The 16,503-nt window shown below is 68.0% G+C and carries 15 protein-coding genes; 10 read left to right on the top strand and 5 right to left on the bottom strand.

Going from position 1 to position 16,503, the window contains the following annotated elements; genetic code table 11:
* Positions 1–120: 120 nt before the first annotated feature.
* Positions 121–1,305 (bottom strand): quinolinate synthase NadA, encoded by a 1,185-nt coding sequence (gene nadA / locus ACZ4WS_RS31520; protein ID WP_467985854.1) that lies wholly within the window; start codon positions 1,303–1,305, stop codon positions 121–123.
* 301 nt (positions 1,306–1,606) lie between these two features.
* Here nadA and erpA point away from each other — a divergent pair, with 301 nt between their 5' ends.
* Positions 1,607–1,963 (top strand): iron-sulfur cluster insertion protein ErpA, encoded by a 357-nt coding sequence (gene erpA, locus ACZ4WS_RS31515; RefSeq protein ID WP_030039301.1) that lies wholly within the window; start codon positions 1,607–1,609, stop codon positions 1,961–1,963.
* 141 nt (positions 1,964–2,104) lie between these two features.
* On the opposite strand, the gene ACZ4WS_RS31510 is transcribed toward erpA, so the two are convergent.
* Together ACZ4WS_RS31510 and ACZ4WS_RS31505 are read right to left on the bottom strand one after the other, a co-directional pair.
* Positions 2,105–3,667 (bottom strand): hypothetical protein, encoded by a 1,563-nt coding sequence (locus ACZ4WS_RS31510; RefSeq protein WP_467985852.1) that lies wholly within the window; start codon positions 3,665–3,667, stop codon positions 2,105–2,107.
* 173 nt (positions 3,668–3,840) lie between these two features.
* Entirely contained in the window at positions 3,841–4,050 is a 210-nt protein-coding gene (locus ACZ4WS_RS31505; protein ID WP_467985850.1) for a hypothetical protein, read from the bottom strand.
* Between the two features lie 134 nt (positions 4,051–4,184).
* On the opposite strand from ACZ4WS_RS31505, the gene ACZ4WS_RS31500 reads away from it, so the two are divergent.
* Positions 4,185–5,159 carry a carbohydrate kinase family protein gene (locus ACZ4WS_RS31500; RefSeq protein WP_467985848.1) on the top strand — a complete coding sequence of 325 codons (975 nt, stop codon included), beginning with the start codon at positions 4,185–4,187 and terminating at the stop codon, positions 5,157–5,159.
* Positions 5,160–5,213: 54 nt separating this feature from the next.
* Here the strand turns inward: ACZ4WS_RS31500 and ACZ4WS_RS31495 are convergent, their stop codons facing one another.
* Positions 5,214–6,596 (bottom strand): aminotransferase class V-fold PLP-dependent enzyme, encoded by a 1,383-nt coding sequence (locus tag ACZ4WS_RS31495; RefSeq protein WP_467985846.1) that lies wholly within the window; start codon positions 6,594–6,596, stop codon positions 5,214–5,216.
* Positions 6,597–6,970: 374 nt separating this feature from the next.
* Here ACZ4WS_RS31495 and ctaC point away from each other — a divergent pair, with 374 nt between their 5' ends.
* The 4 genes from ctaC (at position 6,971) to ACZ4WS_RS31475 (ending at position 11,460) form a co-directional block, all read left to right on the top strand.
* Complete coding sequence (gene ctaC, locus ACZ4WS_RS31490; protein ID WP_467985844.1) at positions 6,971–7,930, top strand: aa3-type cytochrome oxidase subunit II; 960 nt, start codon at positions 6,971–6,973, stop codon at positions 7,928–7,930.
* Positions 7,927–9,663, top strand: a complete 1,737-nt coding sequence (ctaD, locus tag ACZ4WS_RS31485) for an aa3-type cytochrome oxidase subunit I (RefSeq protein WP_467985842.1) — start codon at positions 7,927–7,929, stop codon at positions 9,661–9,663. The genes ctaC and ctaD overlap by 4 nt, the downstream gene beginning before the upstream one ends.
* Positions 9,660–10,058, top strand: a complete 399-nt coding sequence (locus ACZ4WS_RS31480) for a cytochrome c oxidase subunit 4 (RefSeq protein WP_467985840.1) — start codon at positions 9,660–9,662, stop codon at positions 10,056–10,058. The genes ctaD and ACZ4WS_RS31480 overlap by 4 nt, the downstream gene beginning before the upstream one ends.
* A gap of 130 nt (positions 10,059–10,188) precedes the next feature.
* Positions 10,189–11,460, top strand: a complete 1,272-nt coding sequence (locus ACZ4WS_RS31475; protein WP_467985837.1) for a L,D-transpeptidase — start codon at positions 10,189–10,191, stop codon at positions 11,458–11,460.
* Between the two features lie 122 nt (positions 11,461–11,582).
* Here the strand turns inward: ACZ4WS_RS31475 and ACZ4WS_RS31470 are convergent, their stop codons facing one another.
* A complete protein-coding gene (locus tag ACZ4WS_RS31470; RefSeq protein WP_467985835.1) occupies positions 11,583–11,984 on the bottom strand; it encodes a response regulator in 402 nt (133 codons plus the stop codon).
* Between the two features lie 202 nt (positions 11,985–12,186).
* Here ACZ4WS_RS31470 and ctaE point away from each other — a divergent pair, with 202 nt between their 5' ends.
* The 4 genes from ctaE to qcrB all read left to right on the top strand — a co-directional run bounded on the left by ctaE (position 12,187) and on the right by qcrB (position 16,400).
* Positions 12,187–12,807 (top strand): aa3-type cytochrome oxidase subunit III, encoded by a 621-nt coding sequence (gene ctaE / locus ACZ4WS_RS31465; RefSeq protein WP_467985833.1) that lies wholly within the window; start codon positions 12,187–12,189, stop codon positions 12,805–12,807.
* 64 nt (positions 12,808–12,871) lie between these two features.
* Positions 12,872–13,681, top strand: a complete 810-nt coding sequence (gene qcrC, locus ACZ4WS_RS31460; RefSeq protein ID WP_467985831.1) for a cytochrome bc1 complex diheme cytochrome c subunit — start codon at positions 12,872–12,874, stop codon at positions 13,679–13,681.
* The gene (gene qcrA, locus ACZ4WS_RS31455; RefSeq protein WP_467985830.1) at positions 13,678–14,742 is read left to right on the top strand and encodes a cytochrome bc1 complex Rieske iron-sulfur subunit; all 1,065 of its coding nucleotides are present in this window, start codon (positions 13,678–13,680) and stop codon (positions 14,740–14,742) included. The genes qcrC and qcrA overlap by 4 nt, the downstream gene beginning before the upstream one ends.
* The gene (gene qcrB, locus ACZ4WS_RS31450) at positions 14,739–16,400 is read left to right on the top strand and encodes a cytochrome bc1 complex cytochrome b subunit (protein ID WP_467985829.1); all 1,662 of its coding nucleotides are present in this window, start codon (positions 14,739–14,741) and stop codon (positions 16,398–16,400) included. Before qcrA ends, qcrB begins: the two co-directional genes overlap by 4 nt.
* The last annotated feature ends 103 nt before the right edge of the window (positions 16,401–16,503 follow it).

Raw genomic sequence — 16,503 nt, 5'->3', positions numbered from 1 at the left:
CCAGGTCTCCACGGACGCGGCGCCCGATGAACCGGAACCCGCGCAGGTCTGACCGTCCCGCACGACGAAGGGGCGCCCCTCAGCCGGAGGGGCGCCCCTTTCGTGTACGCACGACCAGGTTTACGGAAGCGCCAGCATCCGCTCAAGTGCCAGCTTCGCGAACTGTTCCGTCTCCCGGTCCACCTCGATGCGGTTGACCAGGTTGCCCTCGGCGAGGGACTCCAGGGTCCACACCAGGTGGGGCAGGTCGATGCGGTTCATCGTCGAGCAGAAGCAGACCGTCTTGTCGAGGAAGACGATCTCCTTGCCCTCGGGAGCGAAACGGTTGGCCAGGCGGCGGACCAGGTTCAGCTCCGTACCGATGGCCCACTTGGAACCGGCCGGAGCCGCCTCCAGGGCCTTGATGATGTACTCCGTGGAGCCGACGTAGTCCGCCGCGGCGACGACCTCGTTCTTGCACTCCGGGTGGACGAGCACGTTCACGCCGGGGATCCGCTCGCGGACGTCGTTCACCGAGTCCAGCGAGAAGCGGCCGTGGACCGAGCAGTGGCCCCGCCACAGGATCATCTTCGCGTCGCGCAGCTGCTCGGCGGTCAGGCCGCCGTTCGGCTTGTGCGGGTTGTAGAGGACGCAGTCCTCCAGGGACATGCCCATGTCCCGGACGGCGGTGTTGCGGCCGAGGTGCTGGTCGGGAAGGAACAGCACCTTCTCGCGCTGCTCGAAGGCCCACTCCAGCGCCCGCTGGGCGTTGGAGGAGGTGCAGATGGTGCCGCCGTGCTTGCCCGTGAACGCCTTGATGTCCGCGGAGGAGTTCATGTACGAGACGGGCACGACCTGCTCGGCAATCCCGGCCTCGGTCAGCACGTCCCAGCACTCGGCGACCTGCTCGGCGGTGGCCATGTCGGCCATCGAGCAGCCGGCCGCGAGGTCCGGCAGGACGACCTTCTGGTCGTCGCTCGTCAGGATGTCCGCCGACTCCGCCATGAAGTGCACACCGCAGAACACGATGTACTCGGCCTCCGGGCGCGCGGCCGCGTCCCGGGCCAGCTTGAAGGAGTCGCCCGTGACGTCCGCGAACTGGATGACCTCGTCGCGCTGGTAGTGGTGGCCGAGCACGAAGACCTTGTCCCCGAGCTTCTCCTTGGCCGCGCGGGCGCGCTCCACCAGGTCCGGGTCGGACGGCGAGGGCAGGTCGCCGGGACACTCGACGCCGCGCTCGCTGCGCGGGTCGGCCTCGCGGCCGAGCAGCAGCAGGGCGAGGGGCGTCGGCTGTACGTCGAGCTCCTGGGTCTGGGCGGTGGTCACGACACGCACCCTTTCTGTTCTGCGGCTCGCCGGGCTCGTAAGGAAGCGGGCCCGGCGGAACGATGCCTTTTCGTCGAATTGACGCTATCTATCATAACCGCTTCACGTCAGTTTGACGATGTCCATAGCGTCGATGTGACGTGAATCCCGGGGGTTGTCCACACGCCGCTGTCCGTGCTTTGACGCGTGTGCGAGCATGAAAGGAAGAAGCGAAGAAAGACGCTCGGCCCGGAATGAATCCGCGGCCCCGCCGGTTGCACTCGTCGGCAAGCAGTCTCCGTACAACCCGGGAGAGATGTAGATGTCCGTATCGGACGAGACCAGCACCGTCACCGACGGCATCATCCTTTCTGACGCCGCCGCGGCGAAGGTCAAGGCCCTGCTCGACCAGGAAGGCCGCGAGGACCTGGCGCTGCGCGTCGCGGTTCAGCCCGGCGGCTGCTCCGGCCTGCGCTACCAGCTCTTCTTCGACGAGCGCTCCCTCGACGGCGACGTCGTCAAGGACTTCGACGGCGTCAAGGTCGTCACCGACCGCATGAGCGCCCCCTACCTGGGCGGCGCGTCCATCGACTTCGTGGACACCATCGAGAAGCAGGGCTTCACGATCGACAACCCGAACGCGACGGGCTCCTGCGCCTGCGGCGACTCCTTCAGCTAAGTCGCGGCCCCCTGCTGAGCGCGCGGCTCGCCACTGAGCCCGCGGGCTCGCTGCCGAACGCATACGAAGGCGGCGTCCCCCTCCGACAGGGACGCCGCCTTCGCGCGTCCGCTCCACCCGCCCGAGGCGGGCTCACGGCCGTTACTGGGCCTGCTCCGGACCCGAACCCGACCCGGGGACGGTCACCTTCCCCTCCGGGATCTCCTTGCCGTCCGTCCCCACCACCTTGCGGTCGCCGAGCGGCTCGTCCAGGTGCACCGTGCGCTCGATGACCTTGGCGATCAGGATGCAGATCTTGCCCTGCCACGGCTCCTCGGTCACCGTGACCGTCACCTTGTCCGAGCTCTCGCTCGCCGAGGCCGAGTAGTCCGCGCACACCCCGCCCGTGAAGCTCACGGTCAGGTCCTTCCCGTCGACGGTGTAGCCCTGCACCGTGACGTCACGGGATGTCGGCGCCGCCGTCGGCTCGTCGCCCGGCGCGGTCGGCGACGGGCTCGGCTGCGCGGTCGGATTCTGGCTGGGCTCCGCTGAGGTCAGGTACTGCGGGTCGACCGCCGGATGCGTCACCGTGAAGCCGTCGTCCGCCCCCTGCGGCCGTACCTCGAACAGCCACGACGGCACCAGCGTCTGCCGCCCGTTCGCGACGTGCGTCGCCAGCCCGAAGGTGGCCTTCTCCACGGTCACCGACTCCGGCGTCGGCGTCGCCGTCGCGTGCTCGCACGGCACCTCGTTCCGGTCCTTCAGCGGTACGGGGCTGGCGCAGCCGCCGATGCCCTTGCGCCCGCCGCCCGATGCGGACGCCGACCCGTTCATCAGGTCCAGCGTCTTCTGTGCGCTGATCACGGGGTAGGTGTCCCCCTTCACCGGCGTCTTCAACTGACCGCTGCCGCCGATGACATGGCCCTCCACATTGATCTGGAGGCCGGTCGTCCAGCCGTACGTCGGCAGTCCGCCGACCTCCGGGTCCGCGTTCACCACCCGTACCCGGTCCATGAGTTGGCTCGCGTCCAGCTTCGCGTCGTCCTGGCCGACCGCCTTCAGTACGGGAGCGGCTGCCTTCTTGGCCGCCTCCGCGCTCACCGGACCGGGCTGCACGCCCGCCATGCCGGACCCGATGGGCCTGCAGGCCTTGCCCTTGGGGCAGTTGTCGGTCCCCGGAATGTACGAGCTGAACGTCCAGGTGCCCGGCGCGTTCCTGTTCACCCGCAGATTCGGTTCCGAACCGTCCTTCGTGGAGCCCACCGTCCAGGCGTCCCCGACGAGCCTCGGCGTGCCCTTCAGATCGAGGGCCGCGGCGAGACGCGCCACCTCGGCCTTCGTCACCTCGCCCTTCGTCCAGTACACGGGCGCGGAGTCGGGGCCGCCGGCGAGCTTGCCGTCCGCGCGGTAGGTCGCGCCGTACGGGTTGGGCTCGCCGGGCGCGATGCCGTTCGTGCCGCCCGTAGCGCCCGTCCCGCTCGTACCGCCCTCGGAGTAGCCGTCGAGGGCGAGCGGCGGGGGAGTGCCGTCGCCGCCGGGGGTCCCGCCGCGGCTGTCACCGCCGCCCGACGCGGTCGCGGCGAAGTACGCCCCGCCGCCCCCGACGAGCAGGACCGCGGCCGCGACCGAGGCGACCGCCACCGGGGAATGCCGGCGGCGCGGCTTGGCCGGCTCGGCACCCTCGGCGGGATCGGTCGCGTCCTTGTCCGGTCGCTCGGTGCTCACCGCATCGCTCCTTCGGCTCCACTGCTGTCCCTGATGACCCTGCCCCGGCAAAGAAGGGGCGCTGTGGGGTCGTATAGCGCATCCCCTTTACGGGGGACAGCGATGGGACGCAGCGGGGGAGCGCGCGGTTCCCTGCGAGCGCTCTCTCGGCTGCCTCTTCGGGGCGCCGTACCTCAGTCGCCGTAGTCGGACATCGCGTCCAGCAGCCGGGCGGAGGCGGGCGGCACGGTCACGCCGTGGATGAGGGAGGGGGAGACGGGGAGGGAAGAGACCGGGGCGGGCGCCGTCCAGTGCCGGACCATCCGCGCGCAGTCGCCGCGCAGCGACGCCAGGTCGCCTTCGAGGTCGAGCGGAGCGGAGCCGTGGACCTTGAGGTTCGTCATACCGGAACCGTATGCACCGTTGGCGTCACGAAGAAAGATCTACTATCGGGTAGTTTTGACCGCTTCAGAGGGCGCGCGTCGACCGGGTAGCGTGAACTGTCAATCCCCTCCCCTCGCAGGAGCGTGTCCTAGCCGTGCGTATCGCAGTCACCGGCTCCATCGCCACCGACCACCTCATGACCTTCCCCGGCCGTTTCGCCGACCAGCTGGTCGCGGACCAGCTGCACACGGTCTCCCTCTCCTTCCTGGTCGACAACCTCGACGTACGCCGGGGTGGGGTCGGCGCGAACATCGCCTTCGGCATGGGCCAGCTCGGCACCCGGCCGGTCCTGGTCGGGGCGGCGGGCGCCGACTTCGACGAATACCGTGCGTGGCTGGACCGCCACGGAGTGGACACCGACTCGGTGCGCATCTCCGAGACGCTGCACACGGCCCGGTTCGTCTGCACCACCGACGCCGACCACAACCAGATCGGCTCCTTCTACACCGGCGCCATGAGCGAGGCCCGCCTCATCGAGCTGAAGACCGTCGCCGACCGGGTCGGCGGCCTCGACCTCGTGCTGATCGGCGCGGACGACCCGGAGGGCATGCTCCGGCACACCGAGGAGTGCCGCTCCCGCGCGATCCCCTTCGCGGCCGACTTCTCGCAGCAGATCGCCCGGATGAACGGCGACGAGATCCGGATACTGCTGGACGGGGCGACCTATCTCTTCTCGAACGAGTACGAGAAGGGGCTCATCGAGTCCAAGACGGGCTGGAGCGACGAGGAGATCCTCTCGAAGGTCGGCCACCGTGTGACGACCCTCGGCTCGCGCGGCGTCCGTGTCGAGCGGGCCGGCGAGGAGACGATCGAGGTCGGCTGCGCGGAGGAGGAGTGCAAGGCCGATCCGACGGGCGTCGGCGACGCGTTCCGCGCGGGCTTCCTCTCCGGCCTGGCCTGGGGCGTCTCCCATGAGCGCGCGGCCCAGGTCGGCTGCATGCTCGCCACGCTGGTCATCGAGACGGTCGGCACCCAGGAGTACCAGCTGCGCCGCGCCCACTTCATGGAGCGCTTCACCAAGGCGTACGGCGACGAGGCCGCGGCGGAGGTCCAGGCCCACCTCGCGTGAGGCACGGTCGGGGGGGGGGGGGGGCCGCCCCCCCCCCCCCCCCCCCCCGGTCCGCTACGTCAACCGCCGCACCACGTAAGCCACCCCCCGCTCCACGGCCTCCTCCCCGACATACTCCTGCCCCCGCATCTCGCACCACGCCGGAATGTCCAGTCGGGCCGCCTCGTCGTCGGACAGGACGCGGATCGTGCCGCCGACCGGGACGTCCCCGATGACCTTGGCCAGCTCGATGACCGGGATGGGGCAGCGCTTGCCCAGGGCGTTCACGACGAGGGAGTCCGCGGCGGTGGGGGCTTGCGCCGGCCCGGCCGGGGCGCCCAGCTTCTCGCGGACCGAGGCGACCGCGCCCGGCAGGACCGACAGGAAGCGGTCGACGTCCTCGGACGGGGTGTGTGGGGGCAGCGAGACGCGGACGTTGCCCTCGCTCAGGACGCCCATCGCCTTCAGGACATGGCTGGGTGTCAGGGTGCTGCTCGTGCAGGAGGAGCCGGAGGAGACCGAGAAGCCCGCGAGGTCCAGTTCGTGCAGGAGTGTCTCTCCGTCGACATAGAGACAGGAGAAAGTGACGATCGAGGGCAGCCGGTGGAGCGGATCGCCGACCACCTCGACGTCCGGGACCAGTTCGGGGACGCGTCCGCGGATCCGGTCCGTCAGTTCCCGCAGCCGCGCGGCCTCCTCGGCCGCCTCCGCGCGGACGGCCCGCAGCGCCGCCGCCGCGGCCACGATCCCCGGGATGTTCTCGAACCCGGCCGCCCGCCCCGACTCCCGCTCGTCCGCGGGTCCTTGAGGAGCGAACCGGACTCCCTTGCGTACGACGAGCAGTCCGACACCCGAGGGGCCGCCCCATTTATGGGCACTTGCCGTGAGCAGGGACCAGTCGCCCTCCACCCGGCCCCAGCCCAGCGACTGCGCCGCGTCCACCAGCAGCGGCACCCCCGCCGCCCGGCACGCCTCCGCGACCTCGGCCACCGGCTGCTCCGTACCCACCTCGTGGTTGGCGGACTGCAGGCAGGCGAGCGCGGTGTCGGGGCGGAGGGCGGAGGCGTACGCAGAAGGGGACACGGTGCCCGCGCGGTCGACCGGGACCGTCGTCACCGATCCGCCCGCCGCCTCGTGGAGGTCCGCCGAATGGAGCACCGAAGAGTGTTCGACGGATGACACGATCAGGTGGCGGCCGATGCGGCGGCGACCGGCGAGGGCGCCGGCGACCCCGGAGTGCACCGCCCGTGTGCCGGACGAGGTGAAGACCAGTTCGTCCGGGCGGCAGCCCACCGCGTCGGCCGCCGCCTCACGCGCCGCGTCGAGCAGCAACCGGGCCCGCCGCCCCTCGCGGTAGAGACGGGCGGGATCGGCCCACCCCTCGTCGAGCGAGGCCTGCAGGGCCTGTCGGGCCACGGGGTGGAGAGGAGCGGCGGAAGCGGCATCGAAGTAGGACACACAGCAACGCTAAACCCCCGGTCGGAGCAGCGCCCCAAAGGGACGCGGAGCTGTGACATGTGCGGCTCCGCCGCGTGCGCGCGACAAGCCGCGACGAAGCCGCAGCCGCGATACAAGAGACCCCCCCGAGCTGCTGGGCGCCCTCCCCGCCCCCCTGTCAGATCCCCCGTCAGATCCCCCCGGAACGGCAAGTTCCACCCCTTCTGAGTGACCCGCGGCGCGTTAGGCACCCTCCCCGCGCGACCCCAAATAGCGTCCAGTAGGGTTTGGTCCGCATAAACATCCAAACCCCTGCCCGTGTGCCAGGGCGGCGAGCGACCAGCGAGAAGGGCCGTAGCCAACCAGCGCGGGCGAGACTCTCGGGAAGGCGCTACGTGAGTCCCAACGGCTCCGACCGCTCGCCGCGGCGCCCGATGCGGCGGAAGCTGCTGCAGGCAATGACTGCGGGCCTGGTCCTGGCGACCGCCACCGGTTGCACATACAAGGACTTTCCCCGCCTTGGTATGCCCACCCCGGTCACGGAGGAGGCTCCGCGGATCCTCTCTCTCTGGCAGGGCTCATGGGCGGCCGCGCTCGCCACGGGCGTGCTGGTCTGGGGCCTGATCCTGTGGGCGACCATCTTCCACCGGCGCAGCCGCACCAAGATCGAAGTTCCCCCGCAGACCCGGTACAACATGCCCATCGAGGCGCTGTACACGGTGGTCCCGCTCATCATCGTCTCGGTGCTGTTCTACTTCACCGCCCGCGACGAGACGAAGCTCCTGTCCCTCTCCCCGAAGCCCGACGTCACGGTCAACGTGGTCGGCTTCCAGTGGAGCTGGGGCTTCAACTACGTCGCGGACGTCCCCGGTTCCACCGGGAACGCGAAGACCGACAAGAACCTGGCCGCCATTCCGGACCGGTTCAAGGCGGACTTCCCGGCGAACGCCGGCGGTGTCTACGACGTCGGCACGCCCGGCACGCGGAACCCGCAGACGAACAACCCCGGCCCGACCCTCTGGCTCCCCAAGGGCAAGACGGTCCGCTTCGTCCTCACCTCGCGTGACGTCATCCACTCCTTCTGGGTGGTGCCGTTCCTGATGAAGCAGGACGTCATCCCGGGCCACACCAACTCCTTCCAGGTGACCCCCAACAAGGAGGGCACCTACCTCGGCAAGTGCGCCGAGCTGTGCGGTGTCGACCACTCCCGGATGCTCTTCAACGTGAAGGTCGTCTCCCCCGAGCGTTACGAGGCCCACCTCAAGGCGCTCGCGGCGAAGGGGCAGACCGGTTACGTCCCGGCCGGCATTGAGCAGACGAGCCACGAGAAGAACCGGGAGACGAACAACCTGTGAGCATCCTCAACGAACCTCAGGGTGCCGCCGAAGCCGAAGACTCGTACGAGAACGAGCTGCCGGTACGGCGTAAGCAGCCCGGCAATGTCGTGATCAAGTGGCTCACCACCACTGACCACAAGACGATCGGCACGCTGTACCTGGTCACGTCGTTCGCGTTCTTCTGCATCGGTGGCGTCATGGCGCTGCTGATGCGTGCCGAACTGGCGCGGCCCGGACTGCAGATCATGTCGAACGAGCAGTTCAACCAGGCGTTCACGATGCACGGCACGATCATGCTGCTGATGTTCGCGACGCCGCTGTTCGCCGGTTTCACGAACTGGATCATGCCGCTGCAGATCGGCGCGCCCGACGTGGCGTTCCCGCGGCTGAACATGTTCGCCTACTGGCTCTACCTGTTCGGCTCGACCATCGCGGTGGGTGGCTTCCTCACCCCGCAGGGTGCGGCCGACTTCGGCTGGTTCGCCTACAGCCCGCTGTCGGACGCGGTCCGCTCGCCGGGCATCGGCGCCGACATGTGGATCATGGGTCTGGCCTTCTCCGGCTTCGGCACGATCCTCGGTGCGGTCAACTTCATCACCACCATCATCTGCATGCGTGCCCCCGGCATGACGATGTTCCGCATGCCGATCTTCGTGTGGAACGTGCTGCTCACCGCGGTGCTGGTGCTGCTGGCCTTCCCCGTCCTGGCGGCGGCTCTGTTCGCGCTGGAGGCGGACCGAAAATTCGGTGCGCATGTGTTCGACGCCGCAAATGGCGGAGCCTTGCTATGGCAACACCTCTTCTGGTTCTTCGGCCATCCAGAGGTGTACATCATCGCGCTGCCGTTCTTCGGAATCATTTCCGAAGTCATCCCGGTGTTCTCCCGTAAGCCGATGTTCGGCTACATGGGCCTGATCGGCGCGACCATCGCGATCGCCGGTCTGTCCGTGACCGTGTGGGCGCACCACATGTACGTCACCGGTGGCGTACTGCTCCCGTTCTTCTCCTTCATGACGTTCCTCATCGCCGTGCCAACCGGTGTGAAGTTCTTCAACTGGATCGGAACGATGTGGAAGGGCTCCTTGTCCTTCGAGACACCGATGCTCTGGGCGACCGGCTTCCTCATCACCTTCACCTTCGGTGGTCTGACCGGCGTCATCCTGGCCTCGCCGCCGATGGACTTCCACGTGTCCGACTCGTACTTCGTGGTGGCGCACTTCCACTACGTCGTCTTCGGCACCGTGGTGTTCGCGATGTTCTCCGGCTTCCACTTCTGGTGGCCGAAGTTCACCGGCAAGATGCTCGACGAGCGCCTCGGCAAGATCACGTTCTGGACGCTGTTCGTGGGCTTCCACGGCACGTTCCTGGTGCAGCACTGGCTGGGTGCCGAGGGCATGCCGCGTCGTTACGCGGACTACCTCGCGGCCGACGGCTTCACCGCGCTGAACACGATCTCGACGATCTGCTCGTTCCTGCTCGGCCTGTCGATCCTGCCGTTCCTCTACAACGTGTGGAAGACGGCCAAGTACGGCAAGAAGGTCGAGGTCGACGACCCGTGGGGTTACGGCCGCTCGCTGGAGTGGGCGACTTCCTGCCCGCCGCCGCGGCACAACTTCCTCACCCTGCCGCGGATCCGCAGTGAATCCCCGGCGTTCGACCTGCACCACCCGGAGATCGCCGCTCTCGACCAGCTCGAGAACGCCGGTCACGGTGCGAAGGCCCTCTCTGGCGGCAAGGAGGCCGGCAAGTGAAGGTCCAAGGCAAGATGTTCATCTGGCTGGCCGTCTTCATCCTGATCATGGCCATCGTGTACGGCGTGTGGTCCAAGGAGCCGGCCGGTACCACGGCGCTGTTCCTGGGCTTCGGCCTGAGCATCATGATCGGCTACTACCTGGCCTTCACGGCCCGGCGGGTCGACCAGCTGGCGCAGGACAACAAGGAGGCCGACGTCGCGGACGAGGCCGGCGAGGTGGGCTTCTTCAGCCCGCACAGCTGGCAGCCGCTCACGCTGGGCCTCGGTGGAGCGCTCGCCTTCATGGGCGTCGTCTTCGGCTGGTGGCTGCTGTACTTCTCGGCCCCGATCATCGTGATCGGCCTGTGGGGCTGGGTCTTCGAGTACTACCACGGTGAGAACCGCACTCAGTAACACACGCTGAACGCCCGGGAGCCCGGACACTCCGTCAGGAGTGTCCGGGCTCCCTCGTTTGCCGCACGTCATGTCCCCCATACGGATCACTCACCGCGCCGCAGCTGACGGGCGTTCATAGCGTGAGGCCATGAACCACTCACCGCGAATCCGCACGGTCGTCAGCTGCACCACGCTGGTGGTCGCCCTCGGTGCGGGCGTCTCCGCCTGCGGTTCCGACGGCCACCCGCTCTCGGCGAAGCCGTACGACGCGGCAGGAGAGATCTCCTTCAACGGCCCCAGCGGCGACGGCGGGAAGGCCGACAAGGCCGACCCCGACAAGCCCCTGGAAATCACCGCCAACGGCGACGACGGGCGCATCACGGATGTGACGGCCACGGACGCGTCGGGACGGTACGTGTCGGGTGAACTCGCCGCCGACGGCAGCCGCTGGCACAGCACCTCACCGCTGGCCGCGGGTGCCCACTACACCCTGCGGGTGAGCACCGAGGACGAGGACGGCGCGCCCGGCCGCAAGGTCATCGACTTCGACACCAGCACACCCCGGACGAGGAAGCTCCTCGATGTGACCTTCGGGCCCCAGGCGGGCGAGTACGGCGTCGGCCAGCCCATCACCGCCGGACTCAGCGTCCCCGTCAAGGACAAGGCTTCCCGCGCGATCGTCGAGCGCGCCCTCAAGGTCGACTCGCAGCCCGCCGTGGACGGCGCCTGGCACTGGGTGGACGACAAGACACTGCACTACCGCCCCAAGGAGTACTGGCCCATCCACGCCACCATCCAGGCGCACAGCAACCTCGCGGGCATCAAGGTCGCCGAACGGCTCTGGGGCGGCAATGCGAAGCCTCTGAAGCTCACCACGGGCGACCGCCTCGTCGCCGTCACGGACGCCTCATCACACTCCATGACGGTCTACCGCAACGACGAGGAGATCAAGCAGATGCCCGTCACCACCGGCAAGGCCGGTTTCGAGACCCGCAACGGCGTCAAGGTCGTGCTGGGCAAGGAGTACTTCGTACGGATGCGCGGTACCACCGTCGGCATCGCCGAGGGCACCTCGGACTCGTACGACCTGCCCGTGTACTACGCCACCCGCGTCACCTGGAGCGGCGAGTACGTGCACGCCGCTCCCTGGTCGGTCGGGAGCCAGGGATACGCCAACGTCAGCCACGGCTGCACCGGGATGAGCACCGGTAACGCCGAGTGGTTCTTCGACAACGTCCGCGCGGGCGACATCGTGAAGGTCCAGAACTCCAACGGCCACACGATGGAGCCGTTCGACAACGGCTTCGGCGACTGGAACCTCGACTGGAAGAACTGGCGCAACGGCAGCGCCCTGGAGGGCGGAACCCCCGAGGGCCCGACCCAGGCGGACAAGGCCCGCCTGCGCCCCGAGTCCGTGTGAGGCTGGGCTGCCGTGACGCGCCCCGAAAGGGGCGCGGGGCTGTGGCACATACGGCTCCGCCGCGTGAGCGCGACCAGCCCAGGACGGCCCGTAGCCGCCCAAGCGCCCCAGCCCCCGAGGCCTCAGGCGCCCAAGAGGGCCTTCCTGCGCAGCAGGGAGGCCAACGCGGCGGCGAACTCCACCGGATCCACCGGCAGGGTCACCGCGGCGTCCGCACGGCTCCACGTGGCCAGCCAGGCGTCCTGAGGGCGCCCGATGAGAACCAGCACGGGCGGGCAGTTGAAGACCTCGTCCTTGATCTGGCGGCACACCCCCATGCCGCCCAACGGCACCGCCTCGCCGTCCAGCACACAGACGTCGATCCCGCCCTTGTCCAGCTCCGTGATGACGGCGGCCGGAGTCGCGCACTCGATGAACTCGACGGCGGGAACGTCCGGAGCGGGCCTGCGCCCGGTAGCGAGCCGCACCTGTGCGCGGGTGTTGGAGTCGTCGCTGTAGACCAGCACCGTGGCGGTCGGCTGCATTCTTCCTCCGAGACGTCAGCGTCGTACGGACATGAAGCGATCGGGCTGATCGGACAGGGCCCGATGCGCGGATGCTACTCCCTTGAACACCTCGTCAACACCGGTTCGGACAGGGCTTCGATGGGCCATACGGGCTGGACACACCCCGTCAACACTCCGAATGGCACCCCCCGGGGTGAGGGCGGGATAAGCGACCGACATAATGTCGGTCGTGGCGACAGCAACGACAGTAGAAACCGGGCACGCGCACCCGTCGGTCAATCGGCCGAACCTCACCAGCGTCGGAACCATCATCTGGCTGAGTTCCGAGCTGATGTTCTTCGCGGCCCTCTTCGCGATGTACTTCACCCTGCGATCGGTGACCGGGCCGGATCACTGGAAGGAAATGGCGTCCAGCCTGAACTTCCCGTTCTCGGCGACGAACACCACGATCCTGGTGCTCTCCTCCCTGACCTGCCAGCTCGGCGTCTTCGCCGCCGAGCGCGGGGACGTGAAGAAGCTCCGGATGTGGTTCACGGTCACCTTCATCATGGGTGCGATCTTCATCGGCGGTCAGGTCTTCGAGTACACCGAACTGGTCAAGAAGGACGGGCTCTCGCTCTCCTCCGACCCGTACGGCTCGGTGTTCTACCTGACCACCGGCTTCCACGGACTGCACGTGACGGGCGGCCTCATCGCCTTCCTGTTCGTCCTCGGCCGCACCTACGCGGCCCGGAGGTTCACTCATGAGCAGGCGACCGCCGCCATCGTCGTGTCCTACTACTGGCACTTCGTCGATGTGGTCTGGATCGGCCTCTTCGCCACGATCTACATGATCAAGTAATCGGGCCCACCGCCCGAAACATCCAGAAGCATCGACGCAGAAGATCCTGACACCGGGGTAATCCGTGAAAAAGCTCTCCGCACGACGACGCCATCCGCTGGCGGCGGTCGTCGTCCTACTCCTCGCGCTGGCGGCCACCGGGGGGCTGTACACCGCGTTCGCACCCGCGAGCAAGGCGCAGGCCGATACATCCGCCCAGTCCCTCGGCATTGACGAGGGCAAGAAGCTCTACTCCGTGGGCTGCGCAAGCTGCCACGGAACCGGCGGTCAGGGCACCACCGACGGGCCGAGCCTCGTGGGTGTCGGCGCCGCGGCGGTCGACTTCCAGGTCGGCACCGGCCGTATGCCGGCCCAGCAGCCGGGCGCTCAGATCCCGAGCAAGAAGGTCATCTACTCGCAGGCCGAGATCGACCAGCTCGCGGCGTACATCGCCTCGCTGGGTGCCGGTCCCTCGATCCCGACGAAGAGCCAGGTCAGCCCCGACGGCGCGGACATCGCCGCGGGTGGCGAGCTCTTCCGCACCAACTGCGCGCAGTGCCACAACTTCACCGGCAAGGGCGGCGCGTTGACGCACGGCAAGTACGCGCCCAGCCTGGAGGGTGTCGACCCGAAGCACATCTACGAGGCCATGCAGACTGGCCCGCAGAACATGCCGTCCTTCCCCGACACCACGCTGTCGTCGAAGAACAAGAAGGACATCATCGCGTACCTCGACGCGGTCAACGGTGACAACACCGAGAGCCCCGGCGGCCTCGAACTGGGCGGCCTCGGGCCGGTCAGTGAGGGTCTGTTCGGCTGGATCTTCGGCCTCGGCACCCTGGTCGCCGTCGCCGTCTGGGTCGCCGCTCGGACCGCAAAGGCCAAGAAGTCATGAGTAGCCAAGACATTCCAGAAGAGAACCTGCCAGCTGAGCAGGACGACGAGCACGGTTACGGTACGGTCGCCGTCGCGGACGAGACGAACCCGTTCGCGGACCCGGGGCTGCCGCCCCACGAGCACCGCATCCAGGACATCGACGAGCGGGCCGCCAAGCGGTCCGAGCGCGCGGTCGCCTTCCTGTTCACGCTGTCGATGCTGGCCACCGTGGCCTTCATCGCCTCGTACGTGGCGATCCCGAACGACAAGTCGATCTACCTGTTCCCGCTCGGGCACATCAGCGCGCTGAACTTCGCGCTGGGCCTGTCCCTCGGGATCGCGCTCTTCACGATCGGCGCGGGCGCGGTCCACTGGGCCCGCACCCTGATGTCCGACGTGGAGGTCGCCGACGAGCGTCACGCGATCGAGGCGCCGCCGGAGGTCAAGGCCAAGGTTCTGGCCGACTTCAAGCAGGGCGCCAAGGAGTCCGCGCTCGGCCGTCGCAAGCTGATCCGCAACACGATGTTCGGCGCGCTGGCCCTGTTCCCGCTCTCCGGCGTCATGCTGCTGCGCGACCTCGGCCCGCTGCCCGGGACCAAGCTCCGGCACACGATCTGGTCCAAGGGCAAGCTGCTCGTCAACATGAACACGAACGAGCCGCTGCGTCCCTCGGACGTCGCCGTCGGTTCGCTCACCTTCGCCAAGCCCGAGGGCCTGGAGGAGCACGACGAGGACTTCCAGACGGAGATCGCCAAGGCGGCCCTGATGATCGTCCGGCTGCAGCCTGACAACATCAAGGACAAGCAGGAACTCGCGTGGTCCCACGAGGGAATCGTGGCCTACTCGAAGATCTGCACCCACGTCGGTTGCCCGATCTCCCTGTACGAGCAGCAGACGCACCACGTCCTCTGCCCGTGCCACCAGTCCACCTTCGACCTCTCCGACGGTGCCCGAGTCATCTTCGGCCCGGCCGGTCATGCCCTGCCGCAGCTGCGCATCGGCGTGAACGATGAGGGCTACCTCGAAGCGCTCGGCGACTTCGAAGAGCCCGTCGGTCCTGCATTCTGGGAGCGCGGATGAGCACTACCACCCCCTCGACGAGCCCTTCAGGCGCCGGCGCGCCGGGGCAGTCGCGCGAGAAGGCACCCGCCGGTGAGCGGGTAGCGGACTGGGCGGACGGCCGCCTGGGGATCTACTCCCTGGCCAAGTCCAACATGCGCAAGATCTTCCCCGACCACTGGTCGTTCATGTTGGGTGAGGTCTGCCTCTACAGCTTCCTCATCATCATCCTCACGGGTGTGTATCTGACGCTGTTCTTCCACCCGTCGATGAACGAGGTGACGTACGACGGCAGCTATGTCCCGCTTCAGGGGCAGCTGATGTCGGAGGCGTTCAACTCGACCATGCACATCTCCTTCGATGTGCGCGGTGGTCTGCTGATCCGGCAGATCCACCACTGGGCGGCGCTGATCTTCCTCGCCGGCATGTTCGTGCACATGATGCGCGTGTTCTTCACGGGTGCTTTCCGCAAGCCGCGTGAGGTCAACTGGGTGTTCGGCTTCCTGCTGTTCGTCCTGGGCATGTTCACCGGCTTCACCGGTTACTCGCTCCCGGACGACCTGCTCTCCGGCACCGGTGTCCGCTTCATGGAGGGCGCGGTCCTGTCCGTGCCGATCGTGGGCACGTACCTCTCGTTCTTCCTCTTCGGCGGCCAGTTCCCGGGCGGCGACTTCGTGGCCCGCTTCTACTCGGTGCACGTGCTGCTGCTGCCGGGCATCATGCTCGGCCTGGTGGTCGGCCACCTGATCCTGGTCTTCTACCACAAGCACACGCAGTTCGCGGGCCCCGGAAAGACGAACAACAACGTCGTCGGCATGCCGCTGCTGCCGGTCTACATGGCCAAGGCCGGAGGCTTCTTCTTCCTGGTCTTCGGTGTCATCGCGGCGATCTCGGCGATCGCCTCGATCAACCCGATCTGGGCGATGGGTCCCTACCGTCCGGACATGGTGTCCACGGGCGCCCAGCCCGACTGGTACATGGGCTTCTCCGAGGGCCTGATCCGTGTCATGCCGGGCTGGGAGATCAACTTCTGGGGCCACACGCTCGTCCTGGGCGTGTTCATCCCGCTGGTGATCTTCCCGCTGGTCCTGGTCTCGATCGCGGTCTACCCGTTCATCGAGTCCTGGGTCACCGGCGACAAGCGCGAGCACCACATCCTGGACCGCCCGCGCAACGTCCCGACCCGGACCGCGTTCGGTGCCGCCTGGATCAGCTGGTACTTCGTCCTGCTCGTCGGTGGCGGCAACGACATCTGGGCCACGCACTTCCACCTGTCGATCAACTCGATCACCTGGTTCGTGCGGATCGGTTTCTTCGTCGTGCCGGTGCTGGTGTTCCTCGCCACCAAGCGGGTCTGCCTCGGCCTCCAGCGCCGGGACCGGGACAAGGTGCTGCACGGCCGCGAGTCGGGCATCATCAAGCGCCTGCCGCACGGTGAGTTCATCGAGGTGCACGAGCCGCTCAGCCAGGACGCGCTGCACACCCTCACCGCGCATGAGCAGTACCAGCCCGCCGAGATCGGCCCGCTGGTCGACGAGAACGGTGTCGAGCGCAAGGTGAGCGGCACGCAGAAGCTGCGCGCCAAGCTCAGCGAGGGCTACTACGGGGACGACAACCAGATCCCCAAGCCCACCGTCGAGGAGTACAAGGAGATCGCGAGCGGCCACGGCCACCACTGATCCCCTGAACGATCCTTATTGATCGCCACGGCAAGAGCCCTCGTCCATTGCATGGACGGGGGCTCTTTGCCGCCTCCCGGGCTGGATAGGGTGTTCCTATCTA

Source organism: Streptomyces sp. NPDC029292 (assembly GCF_055569295.1).
This window is presented reverse-complemented; position numbering and strand designations above follow the sequence as displayed.